Source organism: Sphingobacterium sp. UDSM-2020, assembly GCF_016132525.1.
GTDB classification, from domain to species: Bacteria; Bacteroidota; Bacteroidia; order Sphingobacteriales; family Sphingobacteriaceae; genus Sphingobacterium; species Sphingobacterium anhuiense.
Genome location: NZ_CP066166.1, coordinates 5,508,714 through 5,531,606 on the forward strand (window position 1 = coordinate 5,508,714; position 22,893 = coordinate 5,531,606).

General features: G+C 36.6%; 23 protein-coding genes. 4 read left to right on the forward strand and 19 right to left on the reverse strand.

What is annotated here, in order from left to right; all coding sequences use genetic code 11:
- Positions 1-40: 40 nt before the first annotated feature.
- Positions 41-1,117, forward strand: a complete 1,077-nt coding sequence (locus JAZ75_RS23270; RefSeq protein ID WP_208698889.1) for a hypothetical protein — start codon at positions 41-43, stop codon at positions 1,115-1,117.
- 17 nt (positions 1,118-1,134) lie between these two features.
- Here the strand turns inward: JAZ75_RS23270 and JAZ75_RS23275 are convergent, their stop codons facing one another.
- The 17 genes from JAZ75_RS23275 to JAZ75_RS23355 all read right to left on the reverse strand — a co-directional run bounded on the left by JAZ75_RS23275 (position 1,135) and on the right by JAZ75_RS23355 (position 17,474).
- On the reverse strand, positions 1,135-1,590 hold the full coding sequence (locus JAZ75_RS23275; protein WP_208698891.1) for a hypothetical protein: 456 nt from the start codon (positions 1,588-1,590) through the stop codon (positions 1,135-1,137).
- A gap of 77 nt (positions 1,591-1,667) precedes the next feature.
- Positions 1,668-2,159 (reverse strand): SMI1/KNR4 family protein, encoded by a 492-nt coding sequence (locus JAZ75_RS23280; RefSeq protein WP_208698893.1) that lies wholly within the window; start codon positions 2,157-2,159, stop codon positions 1,668-1,670.
- 37 nt (positions 2,160-2,196) lie between these two features.
- Positions 2,197-2,697 carry a hypothetical protein gene (locus JAZ75_RS23285; protein ID WP_410528616.1) on the reverse strand — a complete coding sequence of 167 codons (501 nt, stop codon included), beginning with the start codon at positions 2,695-2,697 and terminating at the stop codon, positions 2,197-2,199.
- A gap of 138 nt (positions 2,698-2,835) precedes the next feature.
- Positions 2,836-3,948 carry an SMI1/KNR4 family protein gene (locus JAZ75_RS23290; protein ID WP_208698897.1) on the reverse strand — a complete coding sequence of 371 codons (1,113 nt, stop codon included), beginning with the start codon at positions 3,946-3,948 and terminating at the stop codon, positions 2,836-2,838.
- 7 nt (positions 3,949-3,955) lie between these two features.
- Positions 3,956-4,588 carry a hypothetical protein gene (locus JAZ75_RS23295; RefSeq protein WP_208698899.1) on the reverse strand — a complete coding sequence of 211 codons (633 nt, stop codon included), beginning with the start codon at positions 4,586-4,588 and terminating at the stop codon, positions 3,956-3,958.
- 24 nt (positions 4,589-4,612) lie between these two features.
- Positions 4,613-6,097, reverse strand: coding sequence for a hypothetical protein (locus tag JAZ75_RS23300; RefSeq protein ID WP_208698901.1), 1,485 nt, complete (start codon positions 6,095-6,097; stop codon positions 4,613-4,615).
- A gap of 270 nt (positions 6,098-6,367) precedes the next feature.
- Positions 6,368-6,751 carry a hypothetical protein gene (locus tag JAZ75_RS23305; protein WP_132771139.1) on the reverse strand — a complete coding sequence of 128 codons (384 nt, stop codon included), beginning with the start codon at positions 6,749-6,751 and terminating at the stop codon, positions 6,368-6,370.
- Between the two features lie 246 nt (positions 6,752-6,997).
- Positions 6,998-7,387, reverse strand: coding sequence for a DUF1398 domain-containing protein (locus JAZ75_RS23310; RefSeq protein ID WP_208698904.1), 390 nt, complete (start codon positions 7,385-7,387; stop codon positions 6,998-7,000).
- 68 nt (positions 7,388-7,455) lie between these two features.
- Positions 7,456-8,025: a dihydrofolate reductase family protein gene (locus JAZ75_RS23315; protein WP_208698906.1), complete on the reverse strand. Its 570-nt coding sequence runs from the start codon at positions 8,023-8,025 to the stop codon at positions 7,456-7,458.
- 146 nt (positions 8,026-8,171) lie between these two features.
- Positions 8,172-9,581 carry an alpha/beta hydrolase family protein gene (locus JAZ75_RS23320; protein ID WP_208698908.1) on the reverse strand — a complete coding sequence of 470 codons (1,410 nt, stop codon included), beginning with the start codon at positions 9,579-9,581 and terminating at the stop codon, positions 8,172-8,174.
- A 149-nt stretch (positions 9,582-9,730) separates the two neighbouring features.
- The gene (locus JAZ75_RS23325) at positions 9,731-10,741 is read right to left on the reverse strand and encodes an NAD-dependent epimerase/dehydratase family protein (RefSeq protein ID WP_208698910.1); all 1,011 of its coding nucleotides are present in this window, start codon (positions 10,739-10,741) and stop codon (positions 9,731-9,733) included.
- Between the two features lie 64 nt (positions 10,742-10,805).
- Positions 10,806-11,381 carry a Crp/Fnr family transcriptional regulator gene (locus JAZ75_RS23330; RefSeq protein WP_208698912.1) on the reverse strand — a complete coding sequence of 192 codons (576 nt, stop codon included), beginning with the start codon at positions 11,379-11,381 and terminating at the stop codon, positions 10,806-10,808.
- A 71-nt stretch (positions 11,382-11,452) separates the two neighbouring features.
- Positions 11,453-12,346, reverse strand: coding sequence for an NAD(P)-dependent oxidoreductase (locus JAZ75_RS23335; protein WP_183914851.1), 894 nt, complete (start codon positions 12,344-12,346; stop codon positions 11,453-11,455).
- Positions 12,347-12,458: 112 nt separating this feature from the next.
- Positions 12,459-14,012 (reverse strand): hypothetical protein, encoded by a 1,554-nt coding sequence (locus tag JAZ75_RS23340; protein WP_208698914.1) that lies wholly within the window; start codon positions 14,010-14,012, stop codon positions 12,459-12,461.
- Positions 14,012-15,169: an HlyD family secretion protein gene (locus JAZ75_RS23345; protein ID WP_183914854.1), complete on the reverse strand. Its 1,158-nt coding sequence runs from the start codon at positions 15,167-15,169 to the stop codon at positions 14,012-14,014. The genes JAZ75_RS23340 and JAZ75_RS23345 overlap by 1 nt, the downstream gene beginning before the upstream one ends.
- Positions 15,170-15,206: 37 nt before the next feature.
- Entirely contained in the window at positions 15,207-16,529 is a 1,323-nt protein-coding gene (locus JAZ75_RS23350; protein WP_208698917.1) for a TolC family protein, read from the reverse strand.
- Positions 16,530-16,625: 96 nt separating this feature from the next.
- Positions 16,626-17,474: a helix-turn-helix domain-containing protein gene (locus JAZ75_RS23355; protein ID WP_132771129.1), complete on the reverse strand. Its 849-nt coding sequence runs from the start codon at positions 17,472-17,474 to the stop codon at positions 16,626-16,628.
- A gap of 223 nt (positions 17,475-17,697) precedes the next feature.
- Between JAZ75_RS23355 and JAZ75_RS23360 the strand changes: the two genes are divergently transcribed.
- Positions 17,698-18,972, forward strand: a complete 1,275-nt coding sequence (locus JAZ75_RS23360; protein WP_208698919.1) for an ATP-binding protein — start codon at positions 17,698-17,700, stop codon at positions 18,970-18,972.
- Between the two features lie 191 nt (positions 18,973-19,163).
- On the opposite strand, the gene JAZ75_RS23365 is transcribed toward JAZ75_RS23360, so the two are convergent.
- Positions 19,164-20,225 (reverse strand): DNA polymerase beta superfamily protein, encoded by a 1,062-nt coding sequence (locus JAZ75_RS23365; protein ID WP_232789306.1) that lies wholly within the window; start codon positions 20,223-20,225, stop codon positions 19,164-19,166.
- Positions 20,212-20,979: a DNA polymerase beta superfamily protein gene (locus JAZ75_RS23370; RefSeq protein ID WP_208698921.1), complete on the reverse strand. Its 768-nt coding sequence runs from the start codon at positions 20,977-20,979 to the stop codon at positions 20,212-20,214. The genes JAZ75_RS23365 and JAZ75_RS23370 overlap by 14 nt, the downstream gene beginning before the upstream one ends.
- Positions 20,980-21,335: 356 nt before the next feature.
- On the opposite strand from JAZ75_RS23370, the gene JAZ75_RS23375 reads away from it, so the two are divergent.
- Positions 21,336-21,716: a hypothetical protein gene (locus JAZ75_RS23375; protein ID WP_021189467.1), complete on the forward strand. Its 381-nt coding sequence runs from the start codon at positions 21,336-21,338 to the stop codon at positions 21,714-21,716.
- Positions 21,717-21,884: 168 nt separating this feature from the next.
- Positions 21,885-22,751, forward strand: a complete 867-nt coding sequence (locus tag JAZ75_RS23380) for a cation diffusion facilitator family transporter (RefSeq protein ID WP_208698923.1) — start codon at positions 21,885-21,887, stop codon at positions 22,749-22,751.
- Positions 22,752-22,893: the final 142 nt, after the last annotated feature.

A 22,893-nucleotide genomic window follows, 5' to 3' on the forward strand; every position in this document is an offset into this window, starting at 1 on the left:
CCAATTTGAATAGTAATATCTTTGCTAAAAGACACAAAAAATGAAAACATTATATCCATTCGTCATATCCACCCTAGTTGTTACTTTTGTGGGATGTAATCCGTCTCCTAAAGCAACTGACACGAGTAAAGAGACCACTGAAGTTACGAAGAAAATCATTACACTAACCGATTTCAAAAAGATAAAAGGTGTAGATAATATACAGGATGTACCCTTTCAATTATTTACTAAACTAGATTCTGTTCATTTTTTTATGGCTCCAAGCAAAGATGCTGATCACCTAAAAGTAGCTAAAAATAAACTCGATAATTACTATGGATTTGAGGAGTTTGATGATTTTTACGCGATCCATTTTAGCATTGATAATAACATTTCGAATAGCATTGAAGCTTTTGTTTTGAAGTCAGAATTCACAGCCTCTTTTGATTTGACCTTAGAAGGTAAAGATCTTTATGAGATCAGAAGCAGCTTATTGAAGAAAACTCAAGATTTTAAAAATAAATCATTCCGTAAATTCGGTACGATAGCAGAGGTTTCAGCACAAGAATTTAAAACAGCTTCTAAAAATCGAATTGATGAAGTCTTAGTGAAAAATCCGAAAGTAAAACTGAAAGATGGCAACTGGGTATATACGGAAAATGGAAAAGAAACCACGATTGTGCAGCATGAGAATGTCCATACAGAAGACGGCATGTTATCCAATGAATATATCGGGCAGTCTCCTACACTAAATTTAGAGATCTTCAAAGAAGAATCGCCTGAAGTATACGATATGTACTACTCGTTTTATACGATAAAACCTGAAGTTAATTTTAGAACGTTTACCGGTGGTTATCCACAAATTATTCCAGGTAAAAATTGGATTTCTTATGTCAATTCAAACAATGACGTAGGAAGTGATTTTACCATTAACAAATACGCGGAGCAAGTTTCTGATCAAGAAAACCTGCTGTATATTAATTTTACGAACTTCAAAATTGCAGATCATAAAAAAGCTTTTTGGGCGGATAACGACACTTTTTATGCTGAAGTATTCCCGACAAATTCAGCGCCGGCGAAGGGTAAAAACCAAAAGACAGCTTACATAAAAATTCAGTTGAAGCCGAATCTATTTTAGTTAAGAATATATAACTGCTATTTTCTGATCAGCTGCAGTTGATCCCCTTTTTTCACCATATTAAAGGACATGACTTTTGATATGGTGAAAACCTGGGTTGGGGCTTCACATGTTCCAGATCGGGCAATGCTATCAACCTGCATTTCAATTTGATCTGCTTTGGTGAAATAATATCTTCCAAATATTTGTGTGAAACAATCATTGCCACATTCCCAACTATCATAACTTGTAAATCTTTCTTGATCGAGAAAGTCTACTGCGTAAAAATTGAAAATAAATGCCGTATCTATTCTTTTTGATAAGCGATAGGTTGTATCACCATCTATCGTGACAAGCCCTCCTTCCTGAATGATCCATTTGCTATTTTTTAGATCGTTAGGGAAATTGTTTTTCTTTCTTTCAGCATCTGCACAACTTAGAATCGTTATTGTCAGCAAGAAGCTAAAAAATGTAAAGGAAGCAGTTTTTTTCATTGTCGCTTTATTTTTTTAATATGCAAGCCTTTTCAAGTACAATCATTTCTAAAATTTGTTTGACCATTTTATGATCTTTAAAACAAATCCAGGTATTCTTTCTTTAATGATCTCTTTTGGATCGCTTCAATGAAAGCACTAAAACTGTCCGACACAAGTTCTGTTTCTTCAAACTCAGGTTCTTGACCATAATAGATTTTCCCAAAATTTTCTACTGAAACATGAAGAGCAAAATAGGCATAACCGTTTTTAACAGATAGAATAATAGGTACATGTTGATTCCAAAAATTCTTTACCAATTGTTGATTTTCAACATCTCCATCAAAAGCGTCTAAGGACAGAATTTCAAATTCATTCCATTTGAAATCATTTTCTTCATTTGTCTCATTAAAATCTGTAATGCTGTTAAACCATGTTGTATCGGAGTGGTTCGTGAGCAAGGAGTATGTTTTCAAAAAAGCAAGATAATCATCCGGCAGGTTCGAATATCGTGTCTGAAATCTTTTATTTAAAGTTTCATGATCAGAGTCCTTCGTAATAAAATGTAAGTATTCACTTAATACGTTCATCGTTTCGTTTTCATATTACTAGATTTTTGCAAAGAAATTAAAAGGTCTGCTCAGCTATAAGTTTTGGATTGGCAGCTGCTATACCATCGATCCGGTCTTCATACAATTGGATATTTATTAATTTAACATCATTAAGTATTTTATAAATTTCATCTTTGGTATAATTATATCCCTTCACATCAGCGCTTTCCTTGCCTGGATATTTTTTAATCTCTACGTAATACCGCAATGTGATGGTATTCCCCTTTTGTTCTCCTCTTTCAAAACGAATTTTTCTAACCTGATGAACAGCATGGCCACTGGAACTGATGTTGCCCTGCATCCGAAATTTAAGAGTTTCAGCATTTTTATAGAGCATGTAAATACGAGGAACTAGGCGTTCTGTAACTTCCTTACGGCTCACATAAGTTTGTATTGCACCAGTTTCTGGAATTTCTTTTAATACCCGCTTTGGTTCGGTGTAAATAGTAGAAATCTGCAATTTTTGAACATTTGTTTTACAGCCAAATAACGCTAAAAATGAAGTTACAACTGCCAAATATCTCACGGTCTTATTTCTAATAAATCTATGAATTAAAGATAACAAAAGATACCATTTGAAAATATCCCCGATACTGGTAGTTTTTAGCGTTTTTACTTTTTTCCCAACAACCTATTTATACATCCACTTTAATGATCACTGTATAACGATTGCTACCTGAGCACCTAAATTCTCTAATTCTTGAACGCAGCTATGTATCCATTTTTTAGGACCTTTGTGATACAATATACGTGCTTCCTTACTCATTTGCAGCGCTTCAGCACCCGACAATCGGTACTTCGCTTTTAATAAGGAGACTATTTTCATTTTATTTGGACCGATATCTGTGATATACACCTCAGCCTCCTGCCAATCCGATTCGCTGATCATTTCATTTTGCTCATCTTCTGCCATCTCTGGCATCTCCAGCACATTTTGATAAACTTCGTCCCAAAAATCATTTCCTGAAATACTCAATTCCGTTAATAATGAAAGTAGGCCATTTTTATCATACCTTAGCTCGAAAATGGTTCGTAAAACATTTTGAAAAGTATCAATGTTATCTGCCACTTTAATGGGTTTCCATTTTCCTGCACCATGAAAAGCAAAATAAACGGGAAAATTTTCTTCTGAATCGTTAAAATCGATAAAAAAGGGGTCTGCAAAATAATTACTGGCAATGACTAGCCAGCTTTCCTTAAAATCTCCTTCTTTTTCGCCAATCAAGCTTTTGGATGCAACCGTATTAAAAGCGTATCCATCTTGGAATGCCAGCAGTTGATCTACTACTGGAAAGTTTTCCGGGAGACAGAAATTTTCAATCGAATACGTTTGATTCCAAAAATTTAATAAGGAAGGAAACTGACCAACTTGCTCTAAGAGGCGCTTATTTTCACTTTCAAAAGATGCCTGCTGTTCCGCTGTTAATTCGTTTTCATGTTTATCTTCATTATCAAAAGGAAATTTTCGTTGCATCCAATGCAGTAAATCTCGATCTAATATTTTAAAATACTTTTCTTCCAAGGTGCCATAAGAAGTAAGATATACCTTTTTGTCCTCGTCATTTCTAGAAATTACAGCCACATGCCCACCAGAATCATCGGCCACAGGAATATAATAGGGCAAATACGTCTCAAACTGATGGGTTGTAAAGCGTTCTTTAATAGCTTCCTCATCTTGAAAAACACGTATGCTATCAGACACAATTTCAGAATTAAATTTCTTCTGAAATATTTTAATAAAGCTCTGCCAGTGATTGGGTAATTTCATAGGTATGTTAATTCAGTTGACTTTTCGCATCTTGCAGTATTTTTTCAGCGTTCCGCCTTATCTCTTTGGGTAATAACTTAAAATTTGCATCCTTTTCTTCCCTGTACTGATCTTCTTCCTGAAAAGGAATCCAACCGGTAATCTTTGATTTTAAGAATGTTTTTCCGCCCCCATTTGTGTAAACGATAACTTTCAGCGGTTTAGCATCTAAACCATCTGATTCTTGAAAATAAGTAAGGTAAAACTCAGGAAAACCATCCTTATTTGCATCTCCCACTTCACAGTAGTTAATGAGATAGATCGGTTGTGCCAATCCTACAGCAAAATCTTTAAAGGTAATTTTTGGAATTAATCCGCCATGATCTTCCAGAAAAATTCCTGCGTGCAGATCCTTGGGGTTATCGTTAAGATAAGCGTCCTGTGCAGCTTTGCTTTCGTTTAAAAACCAAACATAACTTCCGCGGTTGGGAACAAATGATTGAACAACCATTACCGGATTTCCGGGCAATGGATTTCCAAAATCTTCAATTATTTCATTGAATTTTTGATCAGAAGGAAAATATACTCCTGTACGTATCTGCGCAAAAGAGGATAAACTTAAAACACAAGCAACAAGTGCTAACAGCATTCTGAAAATCATAAATATCGTATTTGGAGTTTATTATTAATTTTCTTTGTATTCTTTTCCAGAACAAATGTCAATATAGTAATAAATAGTTTGCTCTTCATTCAATTTAACCGTGACCAGTCCATCCGAATTAATGGATTGATAGGCTTTTGATCCAATGTATTGTTTATTTTTATTATCGTAAAGCGCATACAATCCACCCTGTTCTTTTTGAAGCGCATAGATCTGATTTTCAGTACTCAAAACTGATATTTCATGATATTCGGGCTTTATCTCCCAGATATGTTCGTGCCGATTCCACAAGCCTTTAGTGCGAAATTGTTTTTCGTCTTCAATCGGAATAATATATAAATCACCCATGCCTTCGTATGAATTTATTTTCCCAAATTTCCAATTTTTATCCATGTATCTATTTGGTAAAATCATCTTTCTATCGGGCCAGACCAAATTTCCTACTTGATCCATGACCTTAAAATTATACGTATCAATGGTATCAACGACAGTTCCTTTGGTATCAATATATAGCCAATCGAACGCCCAAATAGCATGATCATAATTAAAAATACCCAATAGAAAATAAGGTGAATTAGTTATTGAATACACTAGGGTAGTTTTTCTTATGAAATCGATCTGTTTAGCTGTTGCCTTTGTGATTTCCTTTGGAAATACCTTTTCATATTGTGGAAACGGATAAACAGCATTGGTTTCGCTATCTAATAGTAGTTTAGGAACTTCAGGTGTATAACGTTCTTTATTAATTTCATTGAGCACGATTGTTTCTTTCTCAAATTGCATTGAAAGTGTTTCGACACCTTCCAATCCGTTGTGAATTGGTTTTTTATGGTTGAGTTCATAAAGGGAAAAACCTGCATTAGAAGCTTTAATAAAGCGTTTATTTTCAAGCAATTCAGTGATATTATGTTCAATTTTATTCAAGCGATTTTTTTTGATTTCATACAGGGTACCATTCCAAAAGATGTGGTTTTCATCTACTGGGATAAAATTTAAATAGTAACTGTCGTCCAAATATGGAACATCCTTATGAAGTAAAATTTGCTTAGTTTCTACTACTCCTATTTCAATGTTGTGGTAGTTTTTTTCTTTTTGGATTCCACCCCCCAGAATATTCCATTCCCATTTCCAGATCGGCACCTTCTTGACATATTCCAGGTCTCTTTTGTAAAAAGTTAAACCATTTATAACGTTTAAGTTGATTTCGCTGGCTGAAAAATCCAAAACTATTTTTCCATTTTCGTCTATGGCCGCATATTCATTCTTGTCATTTTCAACAATTGCAAAACCTGTCGGTGTCAATAGGGAGGCCGTACGGAATTTTTGATTTGTGACAGCTTTCAAACTTGTTTTATCTACATAGATAAAATCATTTTGCTTCGTTAAAAAAGGAACACTATTTATGGTCTTCTTTTTTAAAAGAACATCAGGAGAATTGTCCTTTTTTTCTTGTGTACAAGCTGTGATTGAAGTCAACATAAATAGGATACTAAAAGCTATAGTTTTCATGCTTAATAATTTTATTCATCTTATCCATCAATATTAGAAAGAATATAAGATGAATACTATCCCAGTTATCAGCTATATTTTAGCCCAATATATTGTTTCCAACTGGATTTTGAAAAGACAAAGAGCTTAGGCACTCTCCAATTCTTGAAGTTGATCTTTAGAAATTCATCTAAAATATAAATGCCGTTATTTTAAAATAACGGCATTTTGGTTTGAATGTAAATCAGCTTTGAAAATACCCTAGCTTCTTGCAGGCTATTCTTCTATATTTTACATTGACCATTCAAATGGCTTAGTACAAGGATCACACTCAAATTTTAAAACCTTACCTAAACTTTGTGCTTTTCTACCTTTTTTTACGAACACATAGGCCAGATCTAAATATTCTTCCACTTCCTTTCCACTTTCATCCCTTCCTTTTAATATGACAGAATAGTATTTTCCATCGCTATCTTTTTTATAAAAAACTTCATTAACAGTAACTTTTTTAGGTGTTTCATTATCACAGCAACTGCACCATAAAATCACGATTGGTTCTTTTTTAAGGTAGACGACTGCAGCTTCTGCTTGCTTCTGTGTTAAAGCCTGAAGTTGATCTGCTCGCGAAAAAAAAGCAGTACATAACAATACAAAAAGTAAAATGGTCTTTTTCATATGGATTAATTTTATGGAATTCGATAAGCAAATACTATGCCTTTTGAAACTTTAATGTGGGAATAACACGGAAATTGCGATTATATCTAACCCGATATTTTTTAACATGTAACTTTAATTTTTAGCTAACCGACGGCCTCCTTAATTAGTAAGCTCATTGCTTTTCCAGAGGATTTTCAGTAGTCAATAACATACCTTAGAGATGAACAATGATATTCCTCTATCTCACAGTATCATCACATACACCTACTCCGGTATTTTTTCTGTTAAAATTTCATTATCTGCCATGTCATAATATGTGCATGTCATAGAATGCAGTGAAACAGTCCATTTTTCCACACCGGTCTCCGCACAATGTTTGCAAAAAGTGAAGTAATCAGTCTCCCCTTTTTGGTGTATCTTTAAGTAATCCCTAAATTTTAATGGATCACAGACTGCTTTAATTTCTAAGTTCGCATACGAGGGTTTTGAAACGGTCTTAAATTCATTTTCACCGAAATATTCGGTGTGACTATCTCGTACCCAAGTTTCGAATGCTATTACACCTAACTTTTTTATTTCTCGAATATAGTTAGGAAAGTCTGTTCCTGATTTGACTTTGCTATGCGCCTCCTCGATCTGTTCTACTGTAAACATCTTTTTTGTATGTTATTTTCTGTTCTTACTATTCATTTATATCCAAATTCATAATTTAAAGTTATAAACTACTTTTTCAGAGGGCCTATGTGTTTGTAAGTGTTGATAAGCAGTCCTGTAGGAGTTGCTTTAGAGCTTACGAATGCAAGTTCTCGCGCGGTTATACCGTCTCCTAACAATCGTTTACCGTGACCAAGCAAAACAGGATAGGTTATCAATACAACCTCATCTACAAGTCCGGAATCTAACAATGTTGATGTTAACGTGGAGCTTCCGACAATAATCAGATCAGGTCCAGCTGTTGCCTTAAGTGCTGTAATTGCCTGAAGCACATCCGTGCCCAAGCCTTCCACCGGACCCCAGCTTAAACTCTTTGGACTGTGTGTTGCAATATATTTAGTAGCTGCATTGATCGCATTAGCCATTGGAAAATCTCCAGCATTGGGCCAAAATTCACTGAATATGTCATAAGTAGTACGTCCAAGGAGAAGGTCAAAATTTGGTCCATATGCTTCAAAAAGAAGTGCTGCACCAGCTGCGCTTCGATATGCAGTCGTCCACGCTCCATATTCATAATCGCCGTCATGTTCAATCACACCATCAAGCGAAATATGTTCAAAAATTCGAATCTTTCTCATGTCTTTTCAATTTGGTCAATGATTAATCAAAATTAACGTATACGAATTACGCGATCAGGGTGTATTTGCGACAATACAAGGGGGCTTTTAGCCATTCCTTTTGTATTTTTCCATAAGAAACTGATCAGTTGTCTATAACAACCTACTTACAAACTCTTTATCCAATTCTTCATGATATTTAACACCTCAGGAGAAATCGTTTCTTCAATAGTAACATATTCACTCACTTGACCTGTTTTTGCATGCTGAAACAGGTGATTCAATCCGGGCATCGCAATCACTTTAAAATTTTTATTTCCTGCTTTGGTAAGCAACGTTTTAAAACCAGAAAGGTTTTCCTGAGCCGATACCTGTACATCTTTTTCTCCGTTCAAAGCTAAGACAGGTATCTTAATTTTTGTTAAAGTGGTTGCTGGATCATATTTCAAAAAAGAGCGCATCCAAGGCAGAAAGAATCTTGCTGCAAATTCATCAATATTATTATAAGCCTGCGGTCCTGTATAACCAAGCTTAGCCAGGAATGGCTCAGGCTGGCTATTGAGCCATTCTTTCATTTTCTTTGCAAATATTGGCTTGAGTTCCTCATTGTCTGAATAAGTCGCCGAAAGATCAAATAACATATTCAACAGACTGTCAAATCTACTAACCTCTTCCGTATTTAATCCGAGCTGTTCATAATTATTCTTTAACTGCATCGCCATTAATTCCCGGCCTTTAATACCTACTCCTGCCAAACTAACGATGAAGGCTACATCTTTAGACTGCACAGCTGCCATAGGGCCAATAATACCACCTTCGCTATGTCCTATAAGGCCTATTTTTTTGCTATCAATCCCCTGATGTGCCTTCAAGTATTCCATACCGACCAGCACGTCTCCCGCAAAATCCCATGATGTCGCATCCATCACCTCACCTGTCGTTTCTCCAACACCGCGATCATCAACACGTAATACAGCAATACCATTTCTACTCAGATAATCAGCAATGACCCAAAAAGGTTTATGTCCAAACAAAGTTTCATCGCGATCTTGCTGCCCAGATCCTGTAATTAAAATTACAGCGGGTACTTGCTTATTCGTATCAGGTAAAGTCAGAGTAGCACCGTATTGAATTGATTTATCGGTATTGTAATAAATAACTTTTTCTTCCTTGTAAGGGAAAGGAGCCTTGGGCATCTGTGGCCGCTTAATCTCAACTTCCTTTTCAACTCTTTTTAAAACCAATGGTAGTGCGCCTCCTTGCTTCCACTCGCCAACCAATTCAGTTCTACCTGATTTAAATGCACCATAGAAACCTCCGCCTATTTGAGCTGAAAAAGCAGTCACACTGTCATTTGTGACCTTTAACTCAGAAACCTTCAATCCCATAGCACCTTGATCTGGGCTATCAAAAACGGCAACGTACTGATTTTTTAAGCTATCTTTCGATATCCTTAGAAATATACGGATATTTTCTATTTTGCCCTCCCATACTGTTTTAGATGGTAGATCTTGTGCTGCCAATTGATTTATAAAGCACGTAGCTGTTAAGAGAGTGAGAAGTAATTTTAATTTCATAAAGTGGGTGATTGGTATTATAATCAAATATAATTATTTAATTTAAGGGATACTGTCTTTATAATAGCCAATTTATGTCTCGGTATTTATTATGTCTGTAGACTTAGACGGATAAGTATCCCATAGGACACGATTAAAATAAAAGATTGCTAAAGCATTTCCTTGTGTTCCATAAGATAAGCTAATGCTTCTTTAACTGCCTGTTGGCTACTTTTGGGATTAAATCCTAATTCATTTCTTGCTTTGGAAATATCAAAATCTTGCTGCAATCCAGAGAACATGGCGATTTCTTTAGTTGTAATTAAGGGAGGTCTTCCACTTAGCTTTGCTGCAAACTGCATCAATCCGGCAATACCATATAGTATGAACTTCGGGACAGAAACGGGAATACGCAGGTTAAGTTCGGGATAGAGCTTTTGTGCAAGTTTTGTCGTTTCGGTAATGCTCATGCATCTTTCATTAGTGAGGATATACCGTTCTCCAGACCTACCTTTCTCTGCAGCCAGATAACAACCTTCGGCGACATCTTTTACATCGACCCAATTGAGTGCGATATGGGTATCTACAGGAATCCGTTTTTTTAAGATTAACGTCAATACAGCATAGGATACATTCAGCGGAAATAGGGCTTCGCTGCCTATCATCGCTCCAGGCATAACGGAAACCAACTCAATTCCTAACTCCTTTGCCAGCTTGAAAGCAAGCTTTTCGCCGTCATTTTTAGAGTTGTAATAGGCATCTCTCCGGTCGGGATTGTAACCGTTACTTTCTTTTGTTGGCGTATGTGTATAGTTCAAAGCAGCTATGGAACTTACATACACAATTTTCGAAACACCTGCGTCTGCAGCAGCTTCGATGGTATTGCGGGTCCCCTGCAAATTTACATCGTAGATATCTTTCTGTGGATCTTTAGCCCATAGTTTAAATGCGGCCCCCACGGCATAGAAAGTATCAACACCTTGCAATGCGTTTTTAAATGATTGCTTGTCTGTAATATCTGCCTGCACGACTTCACAATCCAGATCGTTGAAGTAATCTAGATTTCTAATATTACGGACGGACGCTCTAACGCGAAAACCTTTATTTATTAATAATCTTACTAAGTTGTTTCCCAAATGCCCGTTTGCTCCGGATACCAATACCAAATCTTTAGTTTTCATGTTCATTGATTTTAAATGATAAAGCAAAGTTCTGCCTTATTCATTTTAAACCACTTCACAAATGTTACTTAATGATCTTTTTACGGATTCGGCTCAAACTTTTAGGATTCATTCCTAAAAAAGAAGCGATATATTGAATCGGAACGTGATGAAGTATTTCTGGTTGTTCGTTCATTAGTTTTAAATACCGTTGCTCTGCCATTAGTGTCGCCAACTCCCTGGATCTTTTTTCATTGTACGATAACGATTGCTGAAACACATAGATGCTAAAGTCTTTGAATGATGGTGTCTGTTGTATTAAAAGATCCAGATCAGATCTGGTAATACGCAAAAGCTCGCATTCGGTGATGCATTCAAGATTTTCGTCTGATCGCGTCTGATTGCTAAAATTTATATAGGACGTGATAAACCCAGGAGGACAGTTGATATGAGTCGTCACTTCATCACCCTTTTCATTATAATGAAACAAACGTACAAAGCCTGATACCACAAAATATAGATAAGCCGGAACCTTCCCTTGCTCTTCGATGATCTGATTTTTAGGATAAAAAACAGGTTCCATAAAACGCCGGCATAATTCTTTTTCCTGATCGGAAAGGATAACATGCTTGGTGATAAGATCAATAAACTTTGCGTGCATGGATTGAAATTTAATAATGATCTGTTTTTTTACGGAAATAGTTTTTACAAGAGAATTGTTTTACTAAGTTATTAATAAGCCAACAGGTTTTCCAATACTTTTTCAGATAACCTTATTTTCGCCTCAGCTGTAAAACCCGCAAATTTATCAGAACTGATAACCCGGTTCTTTTTAGACAATTCGTCAGCATATGGAGCCATTCCATCTGCATCAAAAATTGCATAAGAAGATTCATCAGTAAGCAACCATTGACTAAAAGCTACTTTATCAAAGGTCAATCCTAATGATGTATTGATCAATATTGAATTCTTTTTCTTGATACTAAACTCGGACTCTCCAAGAAGAATTGTATTTTTAGGAAGATGGGTCGTAACAACATCACAAATAGCAAGAAGCTCATGCAGCGGTAAATAAGTAATTCCTTTTTGTTCGGCTTCTGTTTTTCTATTTCTGTTATAATAAAACACTTTCATTCCAAAATGTCCAGCCATTGTTGCGACCATACTCCCGAGGGTTCCCAAACCTATAATACCTATACTTTTCCCCTTCAATTCGGTTGAGTCAGCTTTCCATTGGTATTTTCCTAATCCCTGAAATAAATAGATCAATTGAGCAAAGATAAATTCGGCAGCTCCTTCATCTCCGTAATCTCTTACACCTTTAACCGTTATTCCTAGTTTTCGCGCGGCTGCTATATCAACATTTGCAGCACTCTCATCATACAAACTGCAACAAAGTCCAATAAATTTCAAGGACGGACAAGCTTCTAAAATTTCAGCAGAAATAATTGTCTTCCAACTTAGAAGAATACAATCACTATCACCAATTCTTTGAATAATTTCCTCTTTAGAAACGGGTGTATTATTAAATATGATGATGGACGACTTCGACAATTCGGCTATCTTTTGTACAATAGATTCTTGAATGCCACAATCATCTATAATCGTAATTTGATTAAATTTCATTCATCAAATATAGCGAAATAATACACCAGCAAATTCTTTTAAACAGAATTGTGCAAAAGAGACAGACACTTTGCTTTGACATAGGTTTCTCGTACAACCGATCTTCTTAAGACTAACGGCGGCTGAAATAATATCCACGCACCTTGTTTCCCCGTACTATTTTGCGAAACAGCACCAATCGTCTTTGATTGAATCTGCCAAAGTGATGCAACAGTACCAATAGAAGCACCGGAATACTGATCCAGCACAATACACCGAAGACGATCTTCAAAGCCGCCAGCATGGCATTGAGCAGCGAGGCCGGATACATCGCTATCCCATTAGAAAAATCACCGATATCCATATACAGTGCACTGTCATACAGACTCTGCCATTGCCCTTGATAGGAAGCCCAATTTAAAATAGCGGCGCCAAGTGCTGTTGCTACAAATGTTCTGACTATGATCAAAACCCCTACAATACCGAGAAGCTCATCCATATTCAGACCAGAACCGGCATAAAACCAGATTCCAATATAGAGTATTCCCATCCCTAGCCCCTTTAAGAACATCGGAAAATAAAGATATTCCATATTCATCTGTGGCTGTATGAGCAGATACATCATTAGGCTATAAATAAAGAACACCAGAAATCCAGAAGCAATAAAATACTTCAGTAACCATTTATGCTTAAAACTGATATACCCATATATACCTGCCAATATGATTCCAGGAATCATCCATAGATTCAGCTCCGAATTTAAGAGATTATTGTAGCCGAGTGCTCCTACTGTATATTGCGAAAGCAAAGTAGAAGTTGCCAGATATATCCCCAGCAGCAACAGCAGCAACATACTGTACCAGATGTTGACTCTTGCGGTGAACAGTTCAAATTTGACTAATTTACGTTTTGCCCCCTTTTGCCTAGAAATTACGATTGCTATAAGTAGTAGACATAGCAGAATAGACACTATTATATAAGGAGAATTAAACCATCCCTGTTGCTTCATAAAGGTAAGTGCAAAATCCAAACTCAAGGCTGCAATAGCAAGTAAACCTAAAGAAAGCCAATCAATCTGTGATAAGGGCATCCGAAAGGAGAACCGTTGATTGTGCTGAAAGATCAATGAAAGCGCCGCAATCACCAGCATAACAGCAGACATCAGAAAATAAGGTGCCTGCCAGTTTCCGTCAAACACGACGTCGGCCATGAGGTAAGCTGATAACTGAGACAGACAGATCGAAAGCGGATAAAACATCGCGTAGAATTTGCCGCGATCTCCAGTAGGCGTCAGGATGACCATCATGACCAATAAAAGCTCTATAAAAGGAAAAGTTTTAAAAAAACCAATAAAGAAACCTGCAATAATAACGACCAAAGGATTGTCAGTCGTACCAATACAGTACGATAACAGAGCAAGAACTATCGAACAGAACACAATGATTTCCTTTGAGCGGAAACGCATTTTCACCCGCAGACTAAAGATAATAGCTACTCCCATTCCGATTGTAGTAGCATTACTTGCCATCGCCATATATTCCGTATAGGTCGCAAGCGCCCCTGAGATATCGTTAATACTATTGCTGTAAACGCTATTGATACTGAGTACCGGGATCAGAAAAATAAAAATGAGCAATAACATGAGCGGTTTGGGCACCCAAGCTGCAAACAATCCTTTATTATACATTATCTTAAAGTAACCTCCACATTCATTCCTGCACGCAACAGTTTTAAGTCCTCGGTTTTATTTTCCGAAGTAAATTCTATTCTTACAGGTATTCTTTGCTGTACCTTTACAAAATTACCGGTGGAGTTATCCAAAGGTACTGCCGCATACCGCGCGCCTGTCGCGCCTGAGATCGCCGTGATTTTCCCAACAAACTCCTTTCCCCCCAAAGCGTCTACCTGAATGGTCGCTAAAGCTCCGATCATAACATTTTCCATCTGCTTTTCACGATAATTGGCCGTGATCCAAATGTTATTACTGTCTACGATAGTGGCTACCTGCTGACTTGGACTCAACAGCTGTCCAATATTGATCGTCCTTCTTCCCATGATACCATCATGAGGCGCTGTGATTACGGTATATGAAAGATTGAGCTTAGCCATATTTAATGCATTTTCAGCACGTTTGATCTCTGCATCGTTCATTCCTAATCGGGACTGTACCTCAGTCACCGTGAGCACAGAAGTACTCCGGGAATTCGCAATCGCCTCATATTGCGAAGATACCGCCTCCAGAGCAGCACTGCTCGCTTCATATTCCGTTTTCACCTGGTCGAACTGTTGACGGGTTACCGCCTCGTCTTTCAAAAGATTTTTATAACGGTTAAAATTCTGTTCCGCATTCCACAATCTTGCTTTTGCCGAAGCAATGTTAGCCTGAGCGGCATCGCTGTTGGATTGTGCTGTACCGATATTATTAGTTGCCGTTCTGACCGAATTAGCCGTAACATGCTTAGATGCAAGTGCCGACAAATAGGCTGCTTCCGCCTGCCCCAGTTGAGTCTGAATCTCACTATCATCCAATATAAGCAAAGTATCTCCCTTTTTTACGTACTGATGCTCGATAAAACGAATATCTTTGATATAGGCCGATACCCGGGTATTGATCGGGTTAATATACGATTCGACCTGTGCCGCATTGGTAAAACGGTTATTACCGATATTGAAATAGGCGTGGATCACCCAATAGAGTCCTGCCAATACCAATAATAGCACCAACATGCTGACGATCGTTCCTCTGTTCTTTTTTTTAGGCATTCTCTGTTTTACTTTACTTGATTTAACACCTGTATTTTCTACCGAATCTGTTCCTTGATTCTGATCTTGATTTTGTGACATATTTTTTATCTACTTCGATGGAGTTAGCTTCCAGTTCTTACATTTTCCCGCTTTCTTTCAATAATTTGTAATACGCAAACACAATATTGATTTCCGAGTTGGTGTACTGCAGTTCAGCATCCAACTTCGCATTGCTTGCATCGATCATATCAAGCAGAATGGCCAGCTGGTTATTGTATTTACTTTCCATGATTCTGTAATTCTCCTCTGTTAGATCTTTATTTTTTGCCAATGTTGAGTTCTGGCTACGTGTTTCATTATATTTTATGTAGGCGGCATTAACCGCAACTTCGATCATTTTTTCTGTTTCATTTTCCTGGGCTTTAGCTTTCTCTAATGCATATCTGTTAGCCTGTATCTTTTTCGAAGATTTATAGAGCGAACTGATATCATAGCTTAATGACAAACCTACATTCCAACCATTTGAGTACATATCCAGGGCGGGCGATGTCGTCGTAATTGGTCTTTGCAATTTATTACCTGCAAAAGCGGCTAAAGTGGGCATACGTTCGGTCTTTGTTATCTTCGTTGCCGTTTCGGATAGTTCAACCCCCTTTTTACTCATGAGAACTGAGGGGTGCTGATCAATGTCGTTTTGATAGAACGCTAAAGGAGATGCTTCCAAATTGGTTTGCAATAGCTTTTCATCTGCCAGGAGCTGTATTCCTTCAGGAAGACCCAAGGCAACCAAGAGCTGTTTATTCAAGATCTGCACATTATTCTCGATCACCTGTAAAGCCAGGTTTAGATTAGAGATCTGCAGTTCACCACGGATCACATCATTTCGAGTGACCATACCTTCTTTATAAAACCGGCTGATATTCTGTAACCGTTGCTCGGCCAATTGAATATTTTTACGGTATACGGAAGCCTGATTTTGCAACTTATACAAGTCCAAATAGTAGCCCAAGGCTAGCAACTTGATATTCTGCTCGTTAAACTGATAATTCAGGGTTGCGAGATCTTCTTGTAGCGATTTGGCTTCAATAGTATGTTTGACCATACCACCCTTCCAGATTAACTGAGTCGCTTCCAAGGCATAGTTATTGCCAAAATGTGGCATCTTGACCGTCGTCGAATTGGAAAAATCTTTATCAAGTAGGACACCGTCACCGATATAAAGGGCGCTGGCGCTTAGATTAAGATCAGGAAGCTGTAAATTTTTAGCGACCTCTACGTTCTGTTTTGCTATTTTTATACCTGCTTTGGAAACTGATAAAGTTGGATTGTTTTCCAGAACCAAAGAAAAGAGTTCTTCAACGCTGAGCTTTTTTTGAGTAGCTTCCTGAGCAAATAGTAAGGAGTCTGAAAAAAGCAATCCGATTACCAAAAACAGATAACTGAATGGTTTTATTTTCATTGTGTGCGATACATTTTAGAATTTCACAGCACAAAAGTCGTAAAAAACAACCCTAACAAAAAGGTTGAAAGCGGGGCAAAAGAAGTCCAAATAGTATCAAAACAAGGTAACCTCGTGTTTATTCCGGTAATTTTTGGGACTTAATCCCGTATGCTTTTTAAAAAATTTACCAAAAGCATACTGATCTGAGAAGTTTAATTCCTCGGCAATCCTAGTAATGGTATCCTTTGAACTGAACAGTAAAGTTTTAGCCTCATTGAGTAAGGCTGTAGCAATGAATACGGAAGGTGCTATATCGGTAATTTCCTTGACACAAATCGATAGATACTTGATCGAGATATTGAGTTTTTTGGCATAAAAATCTAACTCCTTTTCCGTTTTATAATAATCTGTAGCCAATTCAAGAAACTGCAAGGTGATTTCCTCTTTTCGTGCATTTCGTTTTCGGTCAAATTGAAGCTGGATTTCTAATGAATCCATCAATTTATAGGTTATGGTGGAAAATATGGAGAGGATGATCTGTTCGTGAAAGAAAGATTGTCTATTCTCCATATCAGTCTGATAAATCATAAGTTCCACCAAACCGGTTAACTGGTCAAAAATCACTTTATCTGGATTGAAGATATTTTGATTTTTCTCCGCATTGATGATCCGGTACACATCGTACCGGCTAAAGTTAAAATGAATCTTTTCCCTGATAGTCTCCCGATTATAGATCAGCATGTATATTTTAAGGTCATCGGTATAATGGCTCAATTTATAGCTGTTATGCGAGGATATCAGTAAAACGTGATCCTCCACATAAGAAACAGATTGGTTATTGATCTCCAAATGAATGGATCCACTTCTGATAAAAATCATGCTAAAATTAGCGGGTCTCAGGATATGGCCCATCTTAGCATTTTCAAAAAAGTCTTTTTCATTTAGTATTCTTATCAATGACATCAGCAAACTCTTTAAGTACTAAGGGACAAACTAAGATAAAATTATTTTATATGCAATATTATCTTTTGACGTTGTCTATCGAATGACCCGTTTACTTTCATTACAGGTATGTTGCAGAAACTATAGCGTAATTTTTAGCTATTTCATATATATGATCAGCATCAGTCACACAGAACTATGATTTACCCAATTATTATTGTACTTTTAAATAGATCAATCCATTATGAAGAATAACACCAAGATCACCAATACAAGTATAGAATCGGCAGGTTTACCAAAAGACGCCAAACATGTTATGGCAGAATATATCTGGAATGGATTTGATGCTAAGGCTACAGAAGTCTCTATCGACATCGAAAGTAATACCCTCGGATTTATAACAAGTATCTGCATTCGTGATAATGGAGAAGGAATTCCCAGGGAAACACTGAACCTTTCATTTGGAAATTTTTTAGATTCACTCAAGAAAAATACCTTAAAACGGAGCTCCTATACGCGTGGAAAAAAGGGAAAAGGCCGTTTTTCTTTCTCACTCTTTGCCACACGAGCAACTTGGAATACCACTGTTAAGACAGATGATGAGCTGATTTCCTATAGCATACGGATAGATCGTGACGCTAAAGAACAGTATGATATCGGGGATATCAAATCAGCGGCTAAACCTGAGGGAACTGGTACAACTGTCAAACTGGAAGGTATCTTTGGACTAACAGCTACTACACTGGAGTCTGAAGAATTTACAGATTTTCTTGCGCAGGAATTTGGTTGGTATCTGCTTCTCAACCGGGATTGGGGGTACCGCATCCTCCTCAATGGGACTGCACTTCATTATCATAACCTGATACAGGAGACCGACAGTACGATATTCACTCTTTATAGTATAGCGGAAAACTCGTACAGCTTCCGTGTAAACTATATCCGATGGAAAGAACAGATCGGAGACCGTTACTATTACTATTTTTTAAACAGCAACAAAACTGAAGTAGCAAAACTGCTCAGTAGTTTTAATAATAATGCGATCGACTTCCACCACTCGGTATATATAGAATCTGACTTCTTTGATCAATTCGAGCAAGCTGATATCGCGATTTCTTCGGAAAGCAATCTCTTCAGTGAAAAAGAACAGCAGGTTATTTATCGTAAATTACTGGCTGAATTACGTGATTTTCTGGAGCGTAAACAGAAAAAATATATTCGCGAGCAGGCCGTCACAGTCAAACTTGAAGAACTGGAGAAGAAAAACCTACTGCCGCGTTACAGCTCGTCGGATATCGATGTAAACCGAAAAAGGATTTTACTATCTCTGATTCAGGAACTGTATATTGCCGATCCACGTGCCTTTGTTGGCATCAAAGCTGACCTCATACGCACTTATCTCGGTCTTCTGGACTTGCTCTTGCAAACAGACCGTAAACAGGATATAGTACCACTTTTTGAAAATGCTATTGCGCTTTCGGAAAAAGAGCGTGATACGATCAGAAAGATACTGGAAAGGTAGATCTGCTGTATTCAATGGGTGAACTTAAAATTTAAGCATTTTCCGTATCCAAATCTGAAATTAAATTCATTTGGACGTTAGACAAGGCTGCGAAATAATTGAAAAATGCTTTTGACTTTCTGTATAATTGTCTTAAACATAAAAAATATTTAAGACAATTATATTTCTATACGAACGATCATATTCAGTATCTATTGATATAACGATTCGCGTATTTGAAGAAGACTTTTTTCTAAATAAGTGGTATCCACTGATTTAGGGAATGAACTCTCGAAATACATTTCATCAATTTCACATTGTATCACTTCCACCTTTCTACATAATTCGTCATATGTCCATCTGCCTGATTTTATTTCGAGCAGTGCTTCACGATTAGGCCGCTTAAGAATGAGTTCTCCCTTTAATAACAGATCTCGCGCAACCTCCATCAGACGTATAGTATGCATCATATTTTTAGCATCATATCCTTGTCCATGTGCGACAGTTCCAGCATAACGCATAACATTACGCTTCTTTTCCCACTCCTTGTATGCCTTAAAATCTTTACAATATGAAGAATAGGCTTCATGATTAACAAAGAGCAATGCTAGGGTCTCCTCTCCTTTCGCAATGGAACTCAAGGTAACTTCATGGCTATCTGCTTTTGCCATTATACCGCGATATAATCCTTGCTCATTCTTATCATAATATAATGCAAACACATTTTTACAATGATTCAATTTAATCAATCCGCAAAAGTGAGACTTTAACTTATGATCCTGTAACCATGATTCTACAGGATAACTTTTTCCGCTACTCATTATGTAAGCAAAATCTAATAAACTTTTCCGCGCTCCTACATGTGGATTATTGATCTTTTTGTTCAAGCCTTTGGCTTTTTTCACCTGCTGCATCGCATATTGAACAAAACTATCTATCAATCCCATATTAAGGAGTTTTTTAAATTGAAAATTTGCCATTAATGGATGGTTTATCAATATGGATGCTGAAGCACTAGCCAGTAGTTCCATTGCTCCCGGATTATTTTTACTGAGTAATTCGACAAATCTGCCTAATTCATAATATACCTCATCATGACTATCGTTATTAATTTGAGCGATATAGCTTAAACCATAGAACATATTTTTTGGTAAGTAAAACACGCCTTTAATATCTGTATCAGATGCCGCTGTATCTAAACCGTAAGCCCTGCTTCCTGTTATTGCTTTAAACAGAATCAGATTTTGATCATGCAGATCTTTAATTGTCATCATCTTCTTTACGAATTAAGTCTATAAAATAACTATTGACCGGTTCTACTGACATTTTTAAAGCAGGTATTGTCATAACAGTATCTTTAAGTTTTTTGAATGTATTTTTCATATAGATACACAGCTTCTCATCCGGAGAGAATATAAAATCTTCTCTAACTGATGCTTTTATCATAATAATCGACTCCAGACTTTTAATAAGATCGGATGGAAGCAATTGCATTAAATCTTTCATTTCCATTGGCGCATAAGATCTGTTTGTTTCAATCCATAGAGCTGATAAAAGACTTCTAGCAATGTAAAGAAATTCTTTCAGCAAGATGTTTGACTGATCAAGCCCTTCCATTTTCCTATGACATAAACCTAAATAATGGTGCATATGCGCACGCAAGTTAGGTGCATAATCCAGTAGTGTTATAAAATCATTTTTAAAAAAACTATAATCTCCATAACAAATTGGGGATTGCAACCATTCATATAATGTACAGTTACTTTTGTAAAGTAGCTTCAGTACTTTGCGAATATCCCAACCATAAATATCAAGATCACCAACAATTGGGTACTTAATATCCTCTTCTATAGAAAATACTGATAGATAATCGTTCTTTCGTCTTTGATAGATAAACCGAATATCGTAGTCACTGTCTAAAGATGGAAAACCCCATGCACGACTTCCTGACTCACATGCATAAAGTATCTTTATATTTTCCTTAATTTCAATCTCTTGAATGATTCCGCATAAATAATGATGATCCATTTTCAATTTTATTTTCCACAAAGGAACATTCCTTTGTACTACATGACAAAGATGAGATCTACCTACTGCAGCTTAACTGCGCAATAAAAATTAACAATATAAAAAACTGAAAATCAAAATAATAAAATATTTAAGATCAAAATAAACCAAGTCGAATCGCAGTAGCTACGCAACTTGATTGCGCAGGAATATAAATCATTTATTCTCTATCAAGCTACTGTATAAGAAAAATTAGAGATAAAGTTCCAAACTATAGTTTAGAGTACGGTTATTACCATAATTATGAGCAATTGTGAAATTGTTGCCAAGCGCACTATTCACTTCATAATAAGTAAAAAGTTGCTACATTTGTCTCAGTGAAAAATTTTTCAATCTTATTGATATTATCAATTTATTTGTTTTCAACAACTGAACTGATTCAATTGTTGAAAATTCCTGTATTAATTTCTCATTGTATAGAACATAAAAATAACAACAGTAAACTGACGTTTGTACAATTCTTAAATGATCATTATAATATTCCTGTAAAAGATAATGACCGGGATACAGATGAAAAACTTCCTTTTGTGAAACATGTCAATTTTTTAAACATCACAGCAATTTCTTCTACCGTGTCATCGGAAGTACCATTAATGACATCAAGCATATTCTTTGAGAAAAAGCTGTTATTTTACCCTGATCAGTATTACTTAAATACTTATACCAGCCATATTTGGCAACCTCCAAAAATTTCTTAATTATTTTCATTTTTTTTATCCTTTATCTGTATTCATTTGTTGTTAGTTAAAACAGCATTTGGTAACGGTCTGGATTTCTTTAATAACCTTTGCTGATCATGCAAATTCGAGGTTATTGGGGAAACATTTCTATATTCTCATTAAATTGACGCTTAAAAAAACAATAAAATGTCAAATGAACAAACGGCTATAAAAGCAACCTACTTTAGTATAATTGGAAATTTTTTACTCGCTCTCTTAAAATGGTTAGCTGGTTATTTTGGAAATTCATACGCGCTTATTGCAGATGCAATAGAATCTACAGCAGATATATTTTCCTCTTTTTTGGTTTTACTTGGATTAAAATATGCAAAGAGGCCGGCAGATGAGAACCATCCTTACGGACATGGGCGCATTGAACCACTTGTAACATTTGCAGTAGTGGGCTTTTTAATTATTTCAGCGACAATCATTGCTTACGAAAGCATTCAAAATATTCGCACCCCTCATGAGTTGCCCAAACCATGGACTTTATTCGTGCTATTGGCGATCATTATCTGGAAGGAAGTTTCTTTTAGGGTTGTCATTAAAAAAAGTAAAGAAACTGGAAGCTCTTCATTACGAGCCGACGCATGGCACCACCGAAGTGATGCGATCACTTCGGTAGCAGCCTTTATCGGCATATCAATCGCTTTGATTTTAGGAAAGGGCTATGAGAGTGCCGATGACTTTGCAGCGCTATTTGCTTCGGGATTTATACTTTACAACTGCTATCTTATCTTTCGTCCTGCCTTGGGAGAGATCATGGATGAAAACCTTTACGATGATATAATCGCTGAGATACGTATCAACGCCGTAAAGGTAGATGGTATCTTGGGTACAGAAAAATGCTTTGTTCGTAAATTAGGCACAAAACATCTGGTTGATTTACATGCAATTGTAAGTGGTGATATCTCAGTAAAAGAGGGCCATCAATTAGCGCATAGGCTTCAGGACTATCTGCAAAAAAAAATGCCCCAACTGGGAAACATTTTAATACATATTGAACCAGATTAACGCTGGCAGTCTGAAAGAAAAATCCAAAGGTCCTATGAATTCATTAAAAACTAGAAACAACTGGATTGAGCCACACGTAAATCAAAGATGATATGTAATATCTTAAACGAAGATTTAAAGGTTTCCTACACTGGTGTTTCGC

Coding starts and splice junctions, on each gene's coding strand:
- JAZ75_RS23300 (WP_208698901.1), bottom strand. CDS start 6,097: ATGAAAACTATAGCTTTTAGTATCCTATTTATGTTGACTTCAATCACA.
- JAZ75_RS23380 (WP_208698923.1), top strand. CDS start 21,885: ATGTCAAATGAACAAACGGCTATAAAAGCAACCTACTTTAGTATAATT.
- JAZ75_RS23370 (WP_208698921.1), bottom strand. CDS start 20,979: ATGGATCATCATTATTTATGCGGAATCATTCAAGAGATTGAAATTAAG.
- JAZ75_RS23350 (WP_208698917.1), bottom strand. CDS start 16,529: ATGAAAATAAAACCATTCAGTTATCTGTTTTTGGTAATCGGATTGCTT.
- JAZ75_RS23330 (WP_208698912.1), bottom strand. CDS start 11,381: ATGCACGCAAAGTTTATTGATCTTATCACCAAGCATGTTATCCTTTCC.
- JAZ75_RS23355 (WP_132771129.1), bottom strand. CDS start 17,474: ATGTCATTGATAAGAATACTAAATGAAAAAGACTTTTTTGAAAATGCT.
- JAZ75_RS23315 (WP_208698906.1), bottom strand. CDS start 8,025: ATGAGAAAGATTCGAATTTTTGAACATATTTCGCTTGATGGTGTGATT.
- JAZ75_RS23305 (WP_132771139.1), bottom strand. CDS start 6,751: ATGAAAAAGACCATTTTACTTTTTGTATTGTTATGTACTGCTTTTTTT.
- JAZ75_RS23340 (WP_208698914.1), bottom strand. CDS start 14,012: ATGTATAATAAAGGATTGTTTGCAGCTTGGGTGCCCAAACCGCTCATG.
- JAZ75_RS23295 (WP_208698899.1), bottom strand. CDS start 4,588: ATGATTTTCAGAATGCTGTTAGCACTTGTTGCTTGTGTTTTAAGTTTA.
- JAZ75_RS23360 (WP_208698919.1), top strand. CDS start 17,698: ATGAAGAATAACACCAAGATCACCAATACAAGTATAGAATCGGCAGGT.
- JAZ75_RS23270 (WP_208698889.1), top strand. CDS start 41: ATGAAAACATTATATCCATTCGTCATATCCACCCTAGTTGTTACTTTT.
- JAZ75_RS23335 (WP_183914851.1), bottom strand. CDS start 12,346: ATGAAATTTAATCAAATTACGATTATAGATGATTGTGGCATTCAAGAA.
- JAZ75_RS23290 (WP_208698897.1), bottom strand. CDS start 3,948: ATGAAATTACCCAATCACTGGCAGAGCTTTATTAAAATATTTCAGAAG.
- JAZ75_RS23275 (WP_208698891.1), bottom strand. CDS start 1,590: ATGAAAAAAACTGCTTCCTTTACATTTTTTAGCTTCTTGCTGACAATA.
- JAZ75_RS23345 (WP_183914854.1), bottom strand. CDS start 15,169: ATGTCACAAAATCAAGATCAGAATCAAGGAACAGATTCGGTAGAAAAT.
- JAZ75_RS23325 (WP_208698910.1), bottom strand. CDS start 10,741: ATGAAAACTAAAGATTTGGTATTGGTATCCGGAGCAAACGGGCATTTG.
- JAZ75_RS23365 (WP_232789306.1), bottom strand. CDS start 20,225: ATGATGACAATTAAAGATCTGCATGATCAAAATCTGATTCTGTTTAAA.
- JAZ75_RS23280 (WP_208698893.1), bottom strand. CDS start 2,159: ATGAACGTATTAAGTGAATACTTACATTTTATTACGAAGGACTCTGAT.
- JAZ75_RS23320 (WP_208698908.1), bottom strand. CDS start 9,581: ATGAAATTAAAATTACTTCTCACTCTCTTAACAGCTACGTGCTTTATA.
- JAZ75_RS23310 (WP_208698904.1), bottom strand. CDS start 7,387: ATGTTTACAGTAGAACAGATCGAGGAGGCGCATAGCAAAGTCAAATCA.